This window comes from Micromonospora sp. DT233 (assembly GCF_049841815.1).
Classification (GTDB): domain Bacteria; phylum Actinomycetota; class Actinomycetes; order Mycobacteriales; family Micromonosporaceae; genus Micromonospora.
Map to the genome: position 1 here is coordinate 314322 of NZ_JBNCLB010000002.1, position 15334 is coordinate 329655.

The 15334-nt window shown below is 74.6% G+C and carries 13 protein-coding genes; 7 read left to right on the forward strand and 6 right to left on the reverse strand.

Going from position 1 to position 15334, the window contains the following annotated elements:
- Window positions 1-93: 93 nt before the first annotated feature.
- The 3 genes from ACLQ2V_RS05555 to ACLQ2V_RS05565 all read right to left on the reverse strand — a co-directional run bounded on the left by ACLQ2V_RS05555 (window position 94) and on the right by ACLQ2V_RS05565 (window position 2911).
- The gene (locus tag ACLQ2V_RS05555; protein WP_425717270.1) at window positions 94-1050 is read right to left on the reverse strand and encodes a 4-(cytidine 5'-diphospho)-2-C-methyl-D-erythritol kinase; all 957 of its coding nucleotides are present in this window, start codon (window positions 1048-1050) and stop codon (window positions 94-96) included.
- A 77-nt stretch (window positions 1051-1127) separates the two neighbouring features.
- The gene (gene rsmA / locus ACLQ2V_RS05560; protein WP_425717734.1) at window positions 1128-2000 is read right to left on the reverse strand and encodes a 16S rRNA (adenine(1518)-N(6)/adenine(1519)-N(6))-dimethyltransferase RsmA; all 873 of its coding nucleotides are present in this window, start codon (window positions 1998-2000) and stop codon (window positions 1128-1130) included.
- On the reverse strand, window positions 1997-2911 hold the full coding sequence (locus ACLQ2V_RS05565; RefSeq protein ID WP_425717271.1) for a TatD family hydrolase: 915 nt from the start codon (window positions 2909-2911) through the stop codon (window positions 1997-1999). The genes rsmA and ACLQ2V_RS05565 overlap by 4 nt, the downstream gene beginning before the upstream one ends.
- Window positions 2912-3028: 117 nt before the next feature.
- Here ACLQ2V_RS05565 and ACLQ2V_RS05570 point away from each other — a divergent pair, with 117 nt between their 5' ends.
- Window positions 3029-3880, forward strand: a complete 852-nt coding sequence (locus tag ACLQ2V_RS05570) for an alpha/beta fold hydrolase (protein ID WP_425717272.1) — start codon at window positions 3029-3031, stop codon at window positions 3878-3880.
- Between the two features lie 46 nt (window positions 3881-3926).
- On the opposite strand, the gene metG is transcribed toward ACLQ2V_RS05570, so the two are convergent.
- Window positions 3927-5729, reverse strand: coding sequence for a methionine--tRNA ligase (gene metG / locus ACLQ2V_RS05575; RefSeq protein ID WP_425717273.1), 1803 nt, complete (start codon window positions 5727-5729; stop codon window positions 3927-3929).
- 1007 nt (window positions 5730-6736) lie between these two features.
- On the opposite strand from metG, the gene ACLQ2V_RS05580 reads away from it, so the two are divergent.
- Window positions 6737-7525, forward strand: a complete 789-nt coding sequence (locus ACLQ2V_RS05580) for a hypothetical protein (RefSeq protein ID WP_425717274.1) — start codon at window positions 6737-6739, stop codon at window positions 7523-7525.
- A gap of 146 nt (window positions 7526-7671) precedes the next feature.
- Here ACLQ2V_RS05580 and rsmI read toward each other — a convergent pair whose 3' ends face one another.
- Entirely contained in the window at window positions 7672-8511 is an 840-nt protein-coding gene (rsmI, locus tag ACLQ2V_RS05585; RefSeq protein ID WP_425717735.1) for a 16S rRNA (cytidine(1402)-2'-O)-methyltransferase, read from the reverse strand.
- 92 nt (window positions 8512-8603) lie between these two features.
- Here rsmI and ACLQ2V_RS05590 point away from each other — a divergent pair, with 92 nt between their 5' ends.
- The 5 genes from ACLQ2V_RS05590 to ACLQ2V_RS05610 all read left to right on the forward strand — a co-directional run bounded on the left by ACLQ2V_RS05590 (window position 8604) and on the right by ACLQ2V_RS05610 (window position 14728).
- Window positions 8604-10331 (forward strand): dolichyl-phosphate-mannose--protein mannosyltransferase, encoded by a 1728-nt coding sequence (locus tag ACLQ2V_RS05590; RefSeq protein ID WP_425717275.1) that lies wholly within the window; start codon window positions 8604-8606, stop codon window positions 10329-10331.
- Between the two features lie 387 nt (window positions 10332-10718).
- Window positions 10719-12047, forward strand: coding sequence for a VWA domain-containing protein (locus tag ACLQ2V_RS05595; RefSeq protein WP_425717276.1), 1329 nt, complete (start codon window positions 10719-10721; stop codon window positions 12045-12047).
- A 2-nt stretch (window positions 12048-12049) separates the two neighbouring features.
- The gene (locus ACLQ2V_RS05600) at window positions 12050-12871 is read left to right on the forward strand and encodes a peptidase (protein WP_425717277.1); all 822 of its coding nucleotides are present in this window, start codon (window positions 12050-12052) and stop codon (window positions 12869-12871) included.
- Window positions 12872-12999: 128 nt separating this feature from the next.
- Window positions 13000-13656, forward strand: coding sequence for a 4'-phosphopantetheinyl transferase family protein (locus ACLQ2V_RS05605; protein ID WP_425717278.1), 657 nt, complete (start codon window positions 13000-13002; stop codon window positions 13654-13656).
- Between the two features lie 217 nt (window positions 13657-13873).
- Entirely contained in the window at window positions 13874-14728 is an 855-nt protein-coding gene (locus ACLQ2V_RS05610; protein ID WP_425717279.1) for a hypothetical protein, read from the forward strand.
- 93 nt (window positions 14729-14821) lie between these two features.
- On the opposite strand, the gene ACLQ2V_RS05615 is transcribed toward ACLQ2V_RS05610, so the two are convergent.
- Window positions 14822-15334, reverse strand: a 513-nt coding sequence (locus ACLQ2V_RS05615) for a hypothetical protein (protein WP_425717280.1), incomplete at its 5' end; no start/stop codon positions are given.

Sequence of the window (15334 nt, forward strand, 5' to 3'; positions counted from 1 at the left end):
CCCGGCGGACCCGGAACCGGCCCCGCGCGGATCATCGGGCCGACCGCGCGTCCCGGACGGTCTGAGCCGGCCCGTGCGGGGCCGGCGTGCGGGTCAGCTGATCCGCGCCCCGGCGACCGGACCGTGGGCGGTGCGGGCCTCGCGGCACACCTCGGCGGCCTCCAGCTCGGCGGCGATCCGCTCGGCGTCGTCGGCGTCGGTGGCGAGGAAGACGCAGGTGGGCCCGGAGCCGGAGACGATGCCGGCGAGCGCCCCGGCGGCCTCGCCGGCCTTGAGGGTGGCGGCCAGGGAGGGGCGCATGGCCAGCGCGGCGTCCTGCAGGTCGTTGCCGAGGGCGGCGGCGAGCACCCGGGGGTCGCGCTGGCGCAGCGCGGCCAGCAGCCCGTCGGTGCTGCCCAACGGCGCCCCGGCGGCCCCAGCGGCGCGGAGCCGGTCCAGCTCGGCGTAGGCGGCGGGGGTGGAGAGCCCGCCGTCGGCGACGGCGACCACCCAGTGCCAGGACGTCGGGCGGGCCAGCACGGGGCTGACCGCCTCGCCCCGGCCGGTGCCCAGCGCGGTGCCGCCGTGGATCAAAAACGGCACGTCCGAGCCGAGGTCGGCGGCGATCCCGGCGAGCTCGTCGCGGGACAGCCCGGTGCCCCAGAGCGCGTCGCAGGCGACGAGCGCGGCGGCGGCGTCGGCGCTGCCGCCGGCCAGCCCACCGGCGAGCGGGATCTGCTTGCGCAGGTGCAGCCGGGCATGCGGGGCCACCCCGGCGTACGCAGCCAGCGCGCGGGCGGCCCGGATCGCCAGGTTGGTGTCGTCGAGGGCCAGCTCGCCGGTGCCCTCCCCCTCCATGGTCAGGGCGAGGGTGTCGCCCCGGCGGGCGGTCAGCTCGTCGTAGATGGAGATGGCGTGGTAAACGGTGTTCAGCTCGTGGTATCCGTCGCGGCGCAGCGGGCCCACCCCGAGATGCAGGTTGACCTTGGCGGGCACCCGCACCCGGACGGGGCCGGTGGCCCCGCGCCGCTGCGGGTCGTCCTCGTCGTCCGGTTCCCAGGCCTCGGTCACCGGGTGCCGCCCCACGGGCGCGGGCGGGCGTCGAACGACTCGGTCACGATCAGCTCCTCGGCGGGCACGGCGTCAGCCTACTTCGCGGGCGGCGCGGCGGTCGGGGCCGACGCGGCGATGGCGGCGAACTGCTCCACGGTGAGCGACTCACCCCGCGCTCCGGGGTCGACGCCGGCGGCGATCAGCGCCTCGGCGGCCCGGTCCGCGCCGCCGGCCCAGCCGGCGAGGGCGGCCCGCAGGGTCTTGCGGCGCTGCGCGAACGCGGCGTCGACGACGGCGAAGACCCGCTTCCGGGGCACCTCGGGTCGGGGCGGCTCGCGGCGGGTGAAGGCGACCAGCCCGGAGTCGACGTTGGGCACCGGCCAGAACACGTTGGGCGGCACCTTGCCGGCGGCGCGGGCCTGGGCGTACCAGGCGAGCTTCACCGACGGGATGCCGTACACCTTGGAGCCGGGGCCGGCGACCAGGCGGTCGGCGACCTCCTTCTGCACCATCACCAGGCCGCTGCGCAGGGTGGGCAGCTCGGCCAGCAGGTGCAGCACCACCGGCACGGCCACGTTGTACGGCAGGTTCGCCACCAGCGCGGTCGGCGCCGGCTCGCCCAGCTCGGCGGCGGTGACGCGCAGCGCGTCGGCGCGGTGCACGGTGAGCCGGTCGGCGTGCGGGGCGGCGTACCGGGCGGCGGTCTGCGGCAGCGCGGCGGCCAGCGTCGGGTCGATCTCGACGGCGTGGGTGTGCGCGGCGACCGGCAGCAGGGCCAGGGTGAGCGAGCCGAGGCCGGGGCCCACCTCCAGGGCCACGTCGTCGCCGGTCAGGCCGGCGGTGGCGACGATCCGGCGGACGGTGTTCGGGTCGTGCACGAAGTTCTGGCCGAGCTTCTTCGTCGGCTGCACGCCGAGGCGGGCGGCGAGTTCCCGGATCTCCGCCGGGCCGAGCAGGCCGGTGTTCACCACGGGCCGAAGGCGCGTTCGCCGTTGGCCGACAGCGCGGCGCAGAGCTCGTCGAGGTCCGTGCCGGTGGTCGCGGCCAGCGCCCGGACGGTGACCGGGATCAGGTACGACGCGTTGGGCCGGCCCCGGTGCGGGACGGGCGTCAGGTACGGGGCGTCGGTCTCCACCAGCAGTTGCTCGGCCGGGGTGAGCGCGGCGGCCGCGCGCAGCGCGGTGGCGTTGGCGAAGGTGACGGTGCCGGCGAAGCTGAGCAGGTACCCCCGGCGGACGCACTCGGCGGCGAAGTCGGCGTCGCCGGAGAAGCAGTGCAGCACGACGGTCTCCGGGGCGCCCTCGTCGTCGAGGATGCGCAGCACGTCGGCGTGGGCGTCCCGGTCGTGGACGACCAGGGCCTTGCCGTGCCGCTTGGCGATGGCGATGTGCGCCCGGAAGCTCTCCTCCTGGGCGGCCCGGCCCTCGTCGCCGGTGCGGAAGAAGTCCATCCCGGTCTCGCCGATGCCGCGCACCCGGTCCCGGCCGGCGAGCGCCTCGATGCACCGCAGCGCCTCGTCGAGGTCGGCCAGCCGGGGTGCCTCGTTGGGGTGCAGGGCGACGGTGGCCAGCACCGCCGGGTACCGGTCGGCCGCGTCGGCGCTCCATTGCGAGGAGGCCACGTCCACCCCGACCTGGACGAGCCGGTCCACCCCGGCGGCGGCGGCCACCGCGACGGCCGCGGCGACCGGGTCGTCGGCGGTGGCGTTGCCGCCCGCCCCGCCGGCGGGTGCGCCGGCCTCGCTGACGGTGATGTCCAGGTGGGTGTGGCTGTCCGGCACGGGGCGGGGCAGCGGCTCGGGCGCGGGCGGGAACTCCCCGGCCCGGCGGTCGGCCCGCTGCCGGCGGGACTCAGTCGGCTCGGTCATCGCCGCCAGCATCACACACCGCCGGTCGGCCCGGTCCGCCGCCCGCCACCTGCGCCCGGGTACGCATATCGGCTACCGCCCCGGGAAAGCGCGGCGGGTCCCACGACCCGACCCCGTCCGGGAGATGACATGCCCTTCGTCACCGTCGGCGCGGAGAACTCCGCGCCCATCGACCTGTACTACGAGGATCACGGCGCCGGTCAGCCCGTGGTGCTGATCCACGGTTACCCGTTCAACGGGGCGACCTGGGAGAAACAGACCAACGCGCTGCTGGCCGCCGGGTACCGGACCATCACGTACGACCGGCGCGGCTTCGGCAATTCCGGCCAGCCGGCCGCCGGGTACGACTACGACACGCTCGCCGCCGACCTGGACGTGCTGCTGACCGAGCTGGACCTGCGCGACGTGATCCTGGTGGGTCACTCGATGGGCACCGGGGAGGTGACCCGCTACCTCGGCGCGTACGGGTCGGATCGGGTGGACCGGGCGGTGCTGTTGTGCCCGCTCGCGCCGTTCCTGCTGAAGACCCCGGACAACCCGGAGGGGGTGGACCGGGCGTTGTTCGACGGGTTCCAGCAGGCGATCCTCGCCGACCGGTTCGCGTTCCTCACCAGCTTCTGCGACAACTTCTTCAACTTCGCCGACAACCGGGGCAAGCTGGTCAGCGAGGAGGCGTACCGGGCGCACTGGCAGATCGGGGCGCGGGCCTCGGCGATCGCCACGTACCAGTGCGTGGACGCCTGGCTGACCGACTTCCGCGCCGACCTGCCCCGCATCGACGTGCCCGTGCTGATCGTGCAGGGCGACCAGGACCGGGTGCTGCCGTACGCGGTGACCGGGCAGCGGTTGCAGCCGCTGCTGGCCGACAGCCGGCTGGTGACGCTGGCCGGGGCCCCGCACGGCATCCCGTGGACCAATGCCAACGAGGTGAACCGGGCGATCCTGGAGTTCGTCGTCGCCCCGGCGATGGCCCGGCGCTGAGCCGGGCCGCCGCCGGGGTCGGTCGGTCGACGAGGAGCTGGATCGGTCAGTCGGCGAGCCGGGCCAGCTCCTCCTCGACGATCGACGGGTCGAGCTTGCGGAAGACCGGCTTCGGCGCGGCCAGCGGCCGGCCCGCCTCGATCGGCACCGACTCCCAGCGTGCCCCGACGGTGTAGTTCCCGGTCAGCACCGGGTACGCCGGCCCCTCGTCGAGGTCGTCGACCTCCACGATCACCGGCATCGGCGCGTGCACCCCGGTGCCGCCGAGCAGCTCGTGGATCTGCTGCGCGGAGTGCGGCAGGAACGGGGTGAGCAGGGTGTTCGCGTCGCTGATCACCTGGAGGGCGACGTGCAGGATCGTACCCATCCGGGGCTTGTCGGCCTCGCCCTTGAGCTTCCAGGGCGCCTGGTCGGAAAGGTACTTGTTGGCCTCGGCCACGACCCGCATCGCCTCGCCGATGGCCTGCTTCTGCCGGTGCCGGGCGATCAGGTCGCCGACGGTGTCGAAACCGGCGCGGGCGGTGGCCAGCAGCGCCTCGTCGGCCTCGGTGAGCCCGGCCGGGTCGACCGGCGGGACCGCGCCGAAGTTCTTCGCCGCCATCGACACCGACCGGTTGACCAGGTTGCCCCAGCCGGCGACCAGCTCGTCGTTGTTGCGGCGGAGGAACTCGGCCCAGGTGAAGTCGGTGTCGTTGCTCTCCGGGCCGGCCGCGGCGATGAAGTAGCGCAGCGCGTCGGCGTCGTAGCGCTCCAGGAAGTCCCGGACGTAGATGACGACCTTGCGGGAGGAGGAGAACTTGCGCCCCTCCATGGTCAGGTACTCGCTGGAGACCACCTCGGTAGGAAGGTTGAGCCGGCCCAGCGCGCCGGGCTGGCCGTCGCGGTCGCCCGCGCCGGAGTAGCCGCTGAGCAGCGCCGGCCAGATCACCGAGTGGAAGACGATGTTGTCCTTGCCCATGAAGTAGTAGCTGCGCGCGTCCTTGCCCTCGGCGTCGGCGGACCACCACTTGCGCCAGGCCTCGGGGTCGCCGCTGCGGCGGGCCCACTCGATGGAGGCGGAGAGGTAGCCGATGACCGCGTCGAACCAGACGTAGATCCGCTTGTCGGTGCGGTCCTGCCAGCCGTCGAGGGGGATCGGCACCCCCCACTCCAGGTCCCGGGTGATGGCCCGGGGCTGGAGGTCGTCGAGGAGGTTGCGGGAGAAACGCAGCACGTTGGGCCGCCAGCCCTCGCGGGCGTCGAGCCACTGCCGCAGCGCGTCGGCCAGGGCGGGCAGGTCGAGGAAGAAGTGCTCGGTCTCGACGAACGCCGGCGTCTCGCCGTTGATCTTCGACTTCGGGTCGATCAGGTCGGCCGGGTCGAGCTGGTTGCCGCAGTTGTCGCACTGGTCGCCGCGGGCGCTGTCGTACCCGCAGATCGGGCAGGTGCCCTCGATGTACCGGTCGGGCAGCGTCCGGCCGGTCGACGGGGAGATCGCGCCCACGGTGGCCTTGGGGACGATGTAGCCGTTGCGGTGCAGCCCGGCGAAGAGCTCCTGCACCACCGCGTAGTGGTTGCCGGTGGTGGTGCGGGTGAACAGGTCGTACGACAGCCCGAGCGCCTGCAGGTCCTCGGCGATCACCCGGTTGTACCGGTCGGCCAGCTCGCGGGGCTTGAGCCCCTCGGCGTCGGCCTGCACCTGGATCGGGGTGCCGTGCTCGTCGGTGCCCGAGACCATGAGCACGTCGTGGCCGGCCATCCGCATGTACCGGGCGAAGACGTCGGAGGGAACGCCGAAACCGGAGACGTGGCCGATGTGGCGCGGGCCGTTGGCGTACGGCCAGGCTACCGCCGCGAGAACGTGACTCATGACCAGCAAGCCTAGTGACCGTGGCGGGCCGACCGCGAACCAATAGCCCGCTTGCGGCGGAACGCGCCCGCCGTGGCCACCCCGCTCGCCTCGCCGAAGGCGCCCCCCTTCCCTCGCCTCGCGAGCACCGCCTGATCGACGCGGCGGCGAAAGCCGGTCCCCGCCAACGAGCCACGGACCCGAGCCGCACACCCTCCCAAATCCTGAACATTCACTCCCACCTCACGGGACAACAAAGAGATCTTGGTGAATTCCGCCCCCTCCAGGGGCCCTTTGGCACCAAGATCTCCGCCGTTCGCCGCGCTGGCGCGCCCTCAGCACGCCGATCATGGACTCATGGTGCCCGAAAAGAGGGTTTTGCCGCTTTTATTCCCCACCACAACTCCATGATCGGCGCGGCGGCACGGCGCGGGGGCGGCGGGGGCGGCGGCACGGCGCCGGGGCGGCGGGGGCGGCGGGGGCGGCGGCACGGCGCGGGGGCGGCGGGGGCGGCCGGGAAAGGCGAGGTTGGCTTAAGGTGCGGGAGGTTGGGGTGTCCCGGCGTATGGGGATCGCAGTATGCCGCATACCGGGGCCCTGGTTGACCGACGGCCGGGACTGTGGCGGTAGCCGCCGCCGACCGCTCGCCCGATTTGTCGCCGACACGCGGCCTGAGCTGCCCGGCCACCCTCCCGTGCCGGTGTCCAATGGACCCCGTGATTGGCAGAAGAGCCGCCTCGGGACATGAGGAGCAGCCCACCGGGCCAACGGTCGGCGCCGGCTCGCCCGGCCCGCCGCCCCGTGCCGACCCGACCACGCCACACCCCCGCACCGGCCCGCCGCCCCGGGCCGACCCGACCACGCCACACCCCCGCACCGGCCCGGCCACCGACCCGGCCGCGCCACCAAGACCGGCCACACCACCAAGATCGGCCACGCCACCAAGATCGGCCACGCCACCAGGATCGGCCGCGCCACCAAGGCCGACCGCGCCACCAGCACCGGCCGCCCTGGCGGAACCCGTCGCAGTGCCGGCGCAGCCGACCGGCCGCCCCGACCGGTCGGCGGAGGTGGAGCCGACCACCGGAGCACCGGTCGACGCCGTGCCCCGCCGGGTCCCGATGCGGCAGGCCGGCAGCCGGCTAGGCCCGGCAACAGGGGTCGAATCGGGCGAGTCGGGCGACGACGACGGGCTGTTCTGGGCCCCGATCGAGGAGGTGCACTGGGACGGCACGCCGCTGCGCGAGGAGCACGGCCAGCGGTCCCGGCTGCGCCGCCGCGCCGCCGACCGGGGGCCCGCCGGGCGCGCTCGACGCACCACCCACCCGCCGCAGCCGTGGCAGGGGCTGACCGCGCTGCTGGCGCTGAGCCTGCTCGCCGCGTTCTTCGCCTGGGTCAGCGCCGGCCCGTTCTGGGTGGCGCTCGGGCACGGCAGCGCCGGTACGGCGGTGGTCGGCGAGTGCACCGGCGGCGGGCTGAGCCAGCGCTGCCGGGGGATCTTCACCGCCGACGGCGACCGGTTCGTCGCCTTCGGGGTACGGATCAGCGGGGTGCCCGCCGAGCGCAGCGCCACCGGTGCCACCCTGCCGGCCCGGATGACCGGGCCGACGGCGGACACCGCGTACGCCGAAACCGGCGCCGCCCGTCACCTGTCCTGGTCACTGGGGCTGCTGCTGGTGCTGGCGTGCGGCGTGGCCATCGCCCGCGCCACGGGTGCCACCCTGCTCCCCGACCGCCGAGCTCGCCGCTGGGCGACAACCGCCGCCCTGACCGCCCCCCTCCTGATCACCGCCGGCTTCCTAACCACCGCCTGGTAACCCCACCCCACCCCACCCCACCCCCACCAAGGCCGGGTTGATCAAGAGGTTTGCGTCAAAAACGATCACCTCGTTGACGCAAACCTCTTGATCAACCCGGGAGAGAAGGGGGGGAGGGGGGAGGGGGGAGGGGGGGGACAGGGGGGTTAGGCGTGGACCACGTTGTAGACGTCGCGGCGGCGTAGGGCGTACTCGGTGGCGACCTCGGTTATTGCGTCGCGGCGGGAGAGGCCGGCGGCCTCTCGGGCGGCGACGGCCGCGCGCAGCGTGTCGTCGTCGGGGCGCTCGGCGTCGGACGGGGACGCGCCGGCCACCACCAGGGTGATCTCGCCGCGCGGCTCGCCGTCGGCGGCCCAGGTGGCCAGCTCGCCGAGCGGCCGGCGGACCACCTCCTCGTACGTCTTCGTCAGCTCCCGGCAGAGCGCGGCGGGCCGGTCGGCGCCGAACGTGGCGGCCAGGTCGGCCAGCGCCGAGGTGATCCGGTGCGGGGCCTCGAAGAGGACCAGGGTCCGCTCCTCGGCGGCCAGGGCGCGCAGCCGGGCGCGCCGGGCGCCGGGCGTGCGGGGCAGGAAGCCCTCGAAGCAGAAGCGGTCGCTGGGCAGGCCGGAGAGGGCCAGGGCGGTGGTGACGGCGCTCGGGCCGGGGGCGGCGGTGACCGGCACCCCGGCGTCCAGGGCGCCCCGGACCAGCCGGTACCCGGGGTCGGAGACGCTGGGCATCCCGCCGTCGGTGACCAGGGCGACGACGTAGCCCTCGCGCAGCACGTCGACCAGCTCCGGGGTGCGGCGCTCCTCGTTGCCCTCGAAGTAGGAGACGATCCGGCCGGGCACCTCGACGCCGAGGTCCCGGGTCAGCCGGGTCAGCCGCCGGGTGTCCTCGGCGGCGACCACGTCGGCGGCGGCGAGCACCTCGCGGAACCGGGTCGAGGCGTCGGCCGGGTTGCCCAGCGGTGCGCCGAGGAGAATCAGGCGGCCAACCTCGGACATTTCACCCACGTGACGTACTCCTTCATCGACAGCCGTACCAGTATTGGCGGCGACGGACGCCACCGGGCACCTTCGCAGCCTACGATCGGCTCGTGACGAGTGCGTCGACAGCGCAGAGCGCGAGCGCGGACCGAGCCGAATCGGAGCACGCCGGGGCCGGCGACGCGACCGAGGAGACGTCGGGGTCCCCGCCGACCAGCGGCGACGGTGGCGGGATCCGCGCCGTCGTGCGACGCCGCCTGGCCACCGTCGACGCCCGGCTGGACGTCAACTCGTGGCTGGCCACCGCCGTCGTGGTGGCGATCGCGGCGATCCTGCGGTTGGTCGGCCTCAGCCACCCCAAGGGCAAGATCTTCGACGAGATCTACTACGCCCGCGACGGCTGGGCCCTGATCGACAAGGGCGTCGAGTGGAACTACAAGGACAACGGCCCGTCGTACGTGGTGCACCCGCCGCTGGGCAAGTGGCTCATCGGCCTCGGCGAGTGGGCGTTCGGCTACTCCGACGCCGAGCACAACATCTCGGTGCCGGGGCACCTGATGACCACCGCGCCGGAGTTCGGCTGGCGCTTCTCCGCCGCCATCGCCGGCACCCTGTCGGTGCTGCTGCTGGTCCGCATCGGCCGCCGGCTGTTCCGCTCCACCGCGCTGGGCTGTGCCGCCGGGCTGCTGCTCGCCCTGGACGGCTTCCACCTGGTGCTCTCCCGCACCGCCCTGCTCGACATCTTCCTGCTGCTCTTCGTGCTGGCCGCGTTCGGCGCCCTGGTCTGTGACCGGGACGCCCGGCGGCGGCGGTGGCGTCGGGAGCTGGACGCCGGCCTCGATCCCACCGCGCCCGGTCGGGCCGGCCGGCCGGCCGGCGGCTGGCGCAACTGGCCCTGGTGGCGGCTGGCCGCCGCGGTGCTGATCGGCTGCGCCTGCTCGGTGAAGTGGAGCGCGCTGTACTTCGTGCCGGCCTTCGCGCTGCTGGTCCTGCTCTGGGAGGTCGGCGTCCGCCGCTCCGCCGGGGTACGCCGGCCGTGGCGCGACGCCCTGCTCGACGAGCTGCCGTGGCTGGTCCTGGCCGGGGTGGTCATGGTCGTCACCTACGTGGCCACCTGGTCGGGCTGGCTGCTCGGCGACGACGGCTACTACCGCCTCGCCGCCCGGTACCCGAACGTGCCCGGCCTGAGCGACACCCCGATCGTCGGGGCGCTGAACAACCTCTGGGAATACCACAAGGCCGCGTACGGCTTCCACACCCAGCTCGACGACGCGCACAAGTACCAGTCCTGGCCGTGGCAGTGGCTGCTGCTCGGCCGGCCGGTGGCCTTCCACTGGACCGGGGACGGTGGCTGCGGCGCACCGAGCTGCGCGGAGGAGATCCTGCTGCTCGGCACGCCGCTGCTGTGGTGGTCGTTCCTGCCCGCCCTGGCCGGGGCGGCCTGGATCGGCCTGGCCCGGCGGGACTGGCGGGCCGGGGCGATCCTGCTCTGCGTGGCCGCCGGCCTGCTGCCCTGGTTCTGGTACGCCCTCGACGGGCGGACGATGTTCTCGTTCTACGCCGCGCCGGCCCTGCCGTTCCTGGTGCTGGCGGTGGTCTACGTGCTGGGCGCGATCGCCGCCCCGGCCCGCGCCGGCGCCGCCCCGCCGCTCGGGCAGCCGTCCGCCGCGACGGACGAGGACGCCGACGACCGCCGGCTGATCGGCGCGTTCGTGATCGGCGCGTACGTGCTGTTGGTGGCGCTCTGCTTCGCGTACTTCTACCCGATCTTCGTGGGCAAGCTGCTGCCGTACGCGGAGTGGTCGGCCCGGATGTGGCTGGAGGGCCGCTGGATCTGACGGCGGCGGCCGGCCGGCCCGCGGAGCCGGGGCCGGCCCGGACGCGGGGGCCGGCCCGGGGCGCGAAGGCCGGCCCGGGGCGCGAAGGCCGGCCCGGGGCGCGAAGGCCGGCCCGGGGCGCGAAGGCCGGCCCGGGGCGCGGGCGGCCCGGATACGAAGGCGCGCGCCCCGATCGCCTGCCACGGGGGAAGCGGGCGATTGGGGCGCGCAAGACAGAGCTTAACCACCCTCCAGCACCGGCACAACGGCTGGCCTCGGGTCAGATTTCCGACCGTACCCACTTCCGCCTCAGGGTTCACGGCCGGAGACGACCCCGGCTGAGCTGCGGGAAGCACCCGGCTCCGGGGGCGCACGGCCCTCCGGAGTGGATCTCACTACACTCCCCCGGTGATCAACATAAGACGATCGACGACCGTCCTTCGTGGGCTGCTGGCGGTGGGCGTCCTGCTCGGCCCCGTGCTCGCGGTGGGCGGGCCCGCGCCCGCGCGGGCCGACGAGGAGACCGCCGCCGAGCCGCCCCGGGTCGAGCTGGTGCTCGACGTCAGCGGCTCGATGCGGGCCCGGGACATCGACGGGCGCAGCCGCATCGAGGTGGCGCAGCAGGCGTTCCACGAGGTGGTGGACGCGCTGCCCGAGCAGACCCAGCTCGGTATCCGGGTCCTCGGTGCCACCTATCGGGGCAAGGACAAGAAGGTCGGCTGCCAGGACACCCAGCAGATCGTGCCGGTCGGCCCGGTGGACCGCACCGGGGCCAAGGCCGCCGTGGCGACGCTGCGGCCCACCGGGTTCACCCCGGTCGGGCTGGCGCTGCGCTCGGCCGCCCGGGACCTGGGGACCGGCGCCACCGCCCGCCGGATCGTGCTGATCACCGACGGCGAGGACACCTGCGCCCCGCCGGACCCGTGCGAGGTGGCCCGGGAACTGGCCGCGCAGGGCACCAAGCTGGTGGTGGACACCCTCGGCCTCGCCCCCGACGAGAAGGTACGCCGGCAGCTGCTCTGCATCGCCAACGCGACCGGCGGGACGTACACGGCCGCGCAGAGCGCCGACGAGTTGACCGGCCGGCTCAAGCAGCTCGTGGACCGGGCCCGGGACACGTACACCGCCGCCCCGGCCGTGGTGGGCGGCACCGCCCGCTGCCCGGACGCGCCGCTGCTGGCCCCCGGCGTCTACACCGACCGGGAGAAGTTCTCGGAGCACCGCTGGTACCGGGTGCCGGTGCGGGCCGGGCAGGAGCTGCGGGCCTCGGTGAGCATCGCGCTGGACCGCCCGGTCAACCCCGACCACGGGGTGCTGCTGCGGGCCACCGCCCCGGACGGCCGGGAACTGGTCCGGGGCGTCGACGCCGGCAGCGGCCGCACCGACGTGGTCTCCGCCGGCCTGCGCTGGTCGGCCGCCGCCGACGCAACCGACGGCGACGACTCCGACGGTGACGGGGAGACGCCGACCCCGGTGCCGGGCGACGCGAGCGCCGCGCCGACCACGGTCTGTCTGGTGGTCAGCAACGCCTTCGCGCCCCGCCCCGGCACCCGCGCCGACCCGGGCATGCCGATCGAGCTGACCGTCGACGTGGTGGCCTCGTCGCCGGCCCCGGCCGGGCCCGACCTGGGCCGGGGCTGGGTGCTGCTGGTGCTGCTGACCCTCGCCGGCCTGCTCACCGGCCTGCTCGCCGGGCTGCTCACCCGCTGGTGGGTCGCCACCTGGAGGGAGAACTGACGATGCGTACCCCATCGATCCGGTCGGGGGCGGCGCTGGCCGCCGCCGCCGCGCTGACCCTGCCGACCACCGCTGCCCTGGGCCTGCCGGCCCAGCCGGCGGCGGCCCGGGGCGCGCTCGCCGCGCCCACCCCCTCCCCCGGTGCCGCCACCGTCACCAAGGCCGGCACCTCGTTCCTGACCGCCACCGGGATCGCCGCCGGGCAGCCGGTGCGGGTCGGCGGGTCGACCGGCGACTACCTGTACTGGTCCTTCCCGGCCCGCGCCGGGCAGCGCCACGAGGTCACCGCCACGGTCACCTTCCCGAAGGGCCGCACCGGCGCGTCGACCTGGACCGTCGAGGTCTTCGACGGGCTGCGCCGCCGGCAGGCCTGCACGGCGGGGGCGCAGACCCCGACCGCCGCCGCGTCGGCGACCAGCGTCCCGCTCGGCTGCGCGCTGCGTCAGGTGCGGTCGTGGGCGGAGCCGTGGTCGGCCGACCCGCTGCCCGGCACGTACTACGTCCGGCTCTCCGTGGTGGAACTGCCGGAGCGGGACCTCGGCCTGCCGATCGACGTGGACCTGCTGGTCTCCGAGGTCGGCGACGGCGACGCCCCGGCCGACGACGGGGAGCTGAAGGCGCCGCTGGTGCCGAACACCAAGGCCGGGACGGTGCTGACCGGGGAGCCGGCGGCGGCGCCGGCCGAGGAGGACGACGAGGGGCTGCTCGCCGGGTGGCTGCCCGACCTCTCGTCGCGCTGGATCTGGACCACGATCGGCGGCGTGCTGGCGGCGCTGGCCGGCGTGGTCGGCTTCGCCCTGACCCGCCGTCCCCGCCGCCCCTGACCCGCCACCCCGGCCGCCTCCGTCTCGTTCTCGGGGGCGGCCGGGAGCGGGGCGGCCGGGGGATTCTCCGGCGTCGCCCGGTGCGGTACGTTCGGCACCGATGAGCACTTCGGGCGCGGGGGGCGGGAATGCGTGACCTGCTGCCCGCCGAGGTCGCGGTGGCCGTCGCCGAGGCCGACGACTGGGCCGGTGAGCTGCTGCCCGAGGAGCGGGCCTGCCTCGGCGAGCGGGCCGTGCAGAGCCGCCGCCGCGACTTCACCGCCGGGCGGGTCTGTGCCCGCCGGGCGCTCACCCGGCTGGGGGTGCCGGCCGTCGCGGTGCCCTCCGCGCCGGACCGCGCCCCGGTCTGGCCGCCCGGGGTGGTCGGCACGATCACCCACACCCCCGGTTACTGCGCCGCCGCCGCGGCCCGCGCCGACCGGGTCCGGTCGGTCGGGATGGACGCCGAGGGGCACCGGGAGCTCAACGACGGGGTACGCCGGCTGATCGGCCTGCCCGAGGAGTGGGACGACTGCGCCCGGCTGCCGACCGGCGTCTCCTGGCCGGTGGTGCTCTTCAGCGCCAAGGAGACCATCTACAAGGTCTGGCATCCGGTCGTCGGCACCTGGCTCGACTTCCTCGACGCCCGGGTCACGCTGGATCCGGAATCGGGGCTGTTCACGGCCCGGATCAGCCCCGCCCGGCTGGCGGCGGCCCCGGTGCCCGATCCACCCGCGACGATCACCGGCCGGTTCGCGGTCGACGGCGACCTGGTACGCACCGCCGCCGTCCTGTTACCGCGCTGAGACGACACGCGGACTCGGGATTTTACCCGGGGCGATACCGTCAGGTCGTCGTGTTCGAGACCAGGACCAGGTGCCAAGGAGTACGGTGAGCCACCCCCAGGATCCATACGGGTCGCAGGACCCATACCGACCGAACCAGGAGCCGCCGGCACCACAGTGGCCGGCCGACCCGACGGCTCCGCCCCCGCCCCCGCCGCCGATGCCGCAGCCGCAGGCGATGCCGCAGCCGCCCGCCTTCGGCGCCCAGTACCCTCCGCCGCCGGTCTCCGGCGCGCCGTACCAGCCCACGTCCGGCTCCCCCTACCAGCCGCCGCAGCCCGGCCCGGACCCGGCGTACCAGCCGGGCCAGTTCTCGGCGCCCCCCGCCCCGGATCAGGGATACCAGCAGCCCTACCCGCCCACCTCGGGTGGGCCGTACCCGCCGCCGCCGGGTGGCGGCGGATACCCGCCGGCCGGCCCCGGCTACGGGTTCACCCCAGCACCGGCGAAGAGCGGCGCGAAGCCGGTCATCATCATCGTCGCCATCGTGGCGGTGGTCGCGCTGATCTGCTGCATCGGCGGCATCGTGGCGCTGGTCAGCGGCGTCAACCGCACGGCGAAGGAGATCAGCCAGGTCCCCCTGCCGACGTCCGCGCCGGACACCCGGCCGACGTCCTCGTCGAACCCCAGCGGCCAGAACTTCAACCTGTCGGCCGGTGACACCCTGACCATCAACGAGCCGGACGGCACCCTGGCGATCAAGGTTACGCAGTTCCGCACCTCGACCAAGGGCTGCAAGTCGTACTCGCCCGACCCCAAGAAGGGGATGTACCTGATCGCGGACGTCACCGCGACGGTGCAGAAGGGCAACATGTCGATCAACCCGTTCTACTTCAACTGGGTGGCCGACGACGGCACCACCACGAACGGGATCGCGGGCGCGTTCGCCGGCTGCGGCGACCTGCTCGCCTCGGGCGTCAACCTGCCGGAGGGCACCACCCGCACGGGCAGCGTCACCTTCGACGTGTCCGACAAGAACGGTTCGCTGGAGTACCGGCACAAGCTGCGCGCCGCCGGGGCCTGGAAGCCGTAGGTCAGCTCCCCGTACGGTCGGCCGGTCGCACGGCGAGCACGACGGAGGCCGCCCCCCGGGCCGGGGGCGGCCTCCGCCGCGTCGGTGGGGCCGTCAGACGGTGTACAGGAGCTTCCCTCCGCTGAGGGTCGTCGCCGAGACGGCGGTGCCTCGGACCCCGGAGCTGAGGTTGCGCCAGCCGTTGTTGCTGGCCGCCTCGTGCACCACCCCACCGGCCACCGTGTAGACGATCTTCACGCCGTTGAGGTTGACCGCCGCCAGGGCGTCGGCGCTGACCCCCGAGATGCCGGAGTTGAGGTTGCGCCAGCCGTTGTTGCTGGCCGCCTCGTGCACCACCCCACCGGCCACCGTGTAGACGTGCTTCACGCCGTCGACGACGATCGCGGCCAGAGCGTTGGGGCTGATCCCGGAGATGGCGGTGTTCAGGTTCCGCCAGCCGTTGTTGCTGGCCGCCTCGTGCACCGTCCCGCCGACCACCGTGTAGACGATCTTCACGCCGTTGAGGTTGACCGCCGCCAGGGCGTTGGGGCTGACCCCCGAGATGCCGGAGTTGAGGTTGCGCCAGCCGTTGTTGCTGGCCGCCTCGTGCACCACCCCACCGGCCAC

Coding starts and splice junctions, on each gene's coding strand:
- ACLQ2V_RS05565 (WP_425717271.1), bottom strand. CDS start 2,911: ATGCTGGCGGCGATGACCGAGCCGACTGAGTCCCGCCGGCAGCGGGCC.
- ACLQ2V_RS05570 (WP_425717272.1), top strand. CDS start 3,029: ATGCCCTTCGTCACCGTCGGCGCGGAGAACTCCGCGCCCATCGACCTG.
- metG (WP_425717273.1), bottom strand. CDS start 5,729: ATGAGTCACGTTCTCGCGGCGGTAGCCTGGCCGTACGCCAACGGCCCG.
- rsmI (WP_425717735.1), bottom strand. CDS start 8,511: ATGTCCGAGGTTGGCCGCCTGATTCTCCTCGGCGCACCGCTGGGCAAC.
- ACLQ2V_RS05600 (WP_425717277.1), top strand. CDS start 12,050: ATGCGTACCCCATCGATCCGGTCGGGGGCGGCGCTGGCCGCCGCCGCC.
- ACLQ2V_RS05605 (WP_425717278.1), top strand. CDS start 13,000: ATGCGTGACCTGCTGCCCGCCGAGGTCGCGGTGGCCGTCGCCGAGGCC.
- ACLQ2V_RS05610 (WP_425717279.1), top strand. CDS start 13,874: ATGCCGCAGCCGCCCGCCTTCGGCGCCCAGTACCCTCCGCCGCCGGTC.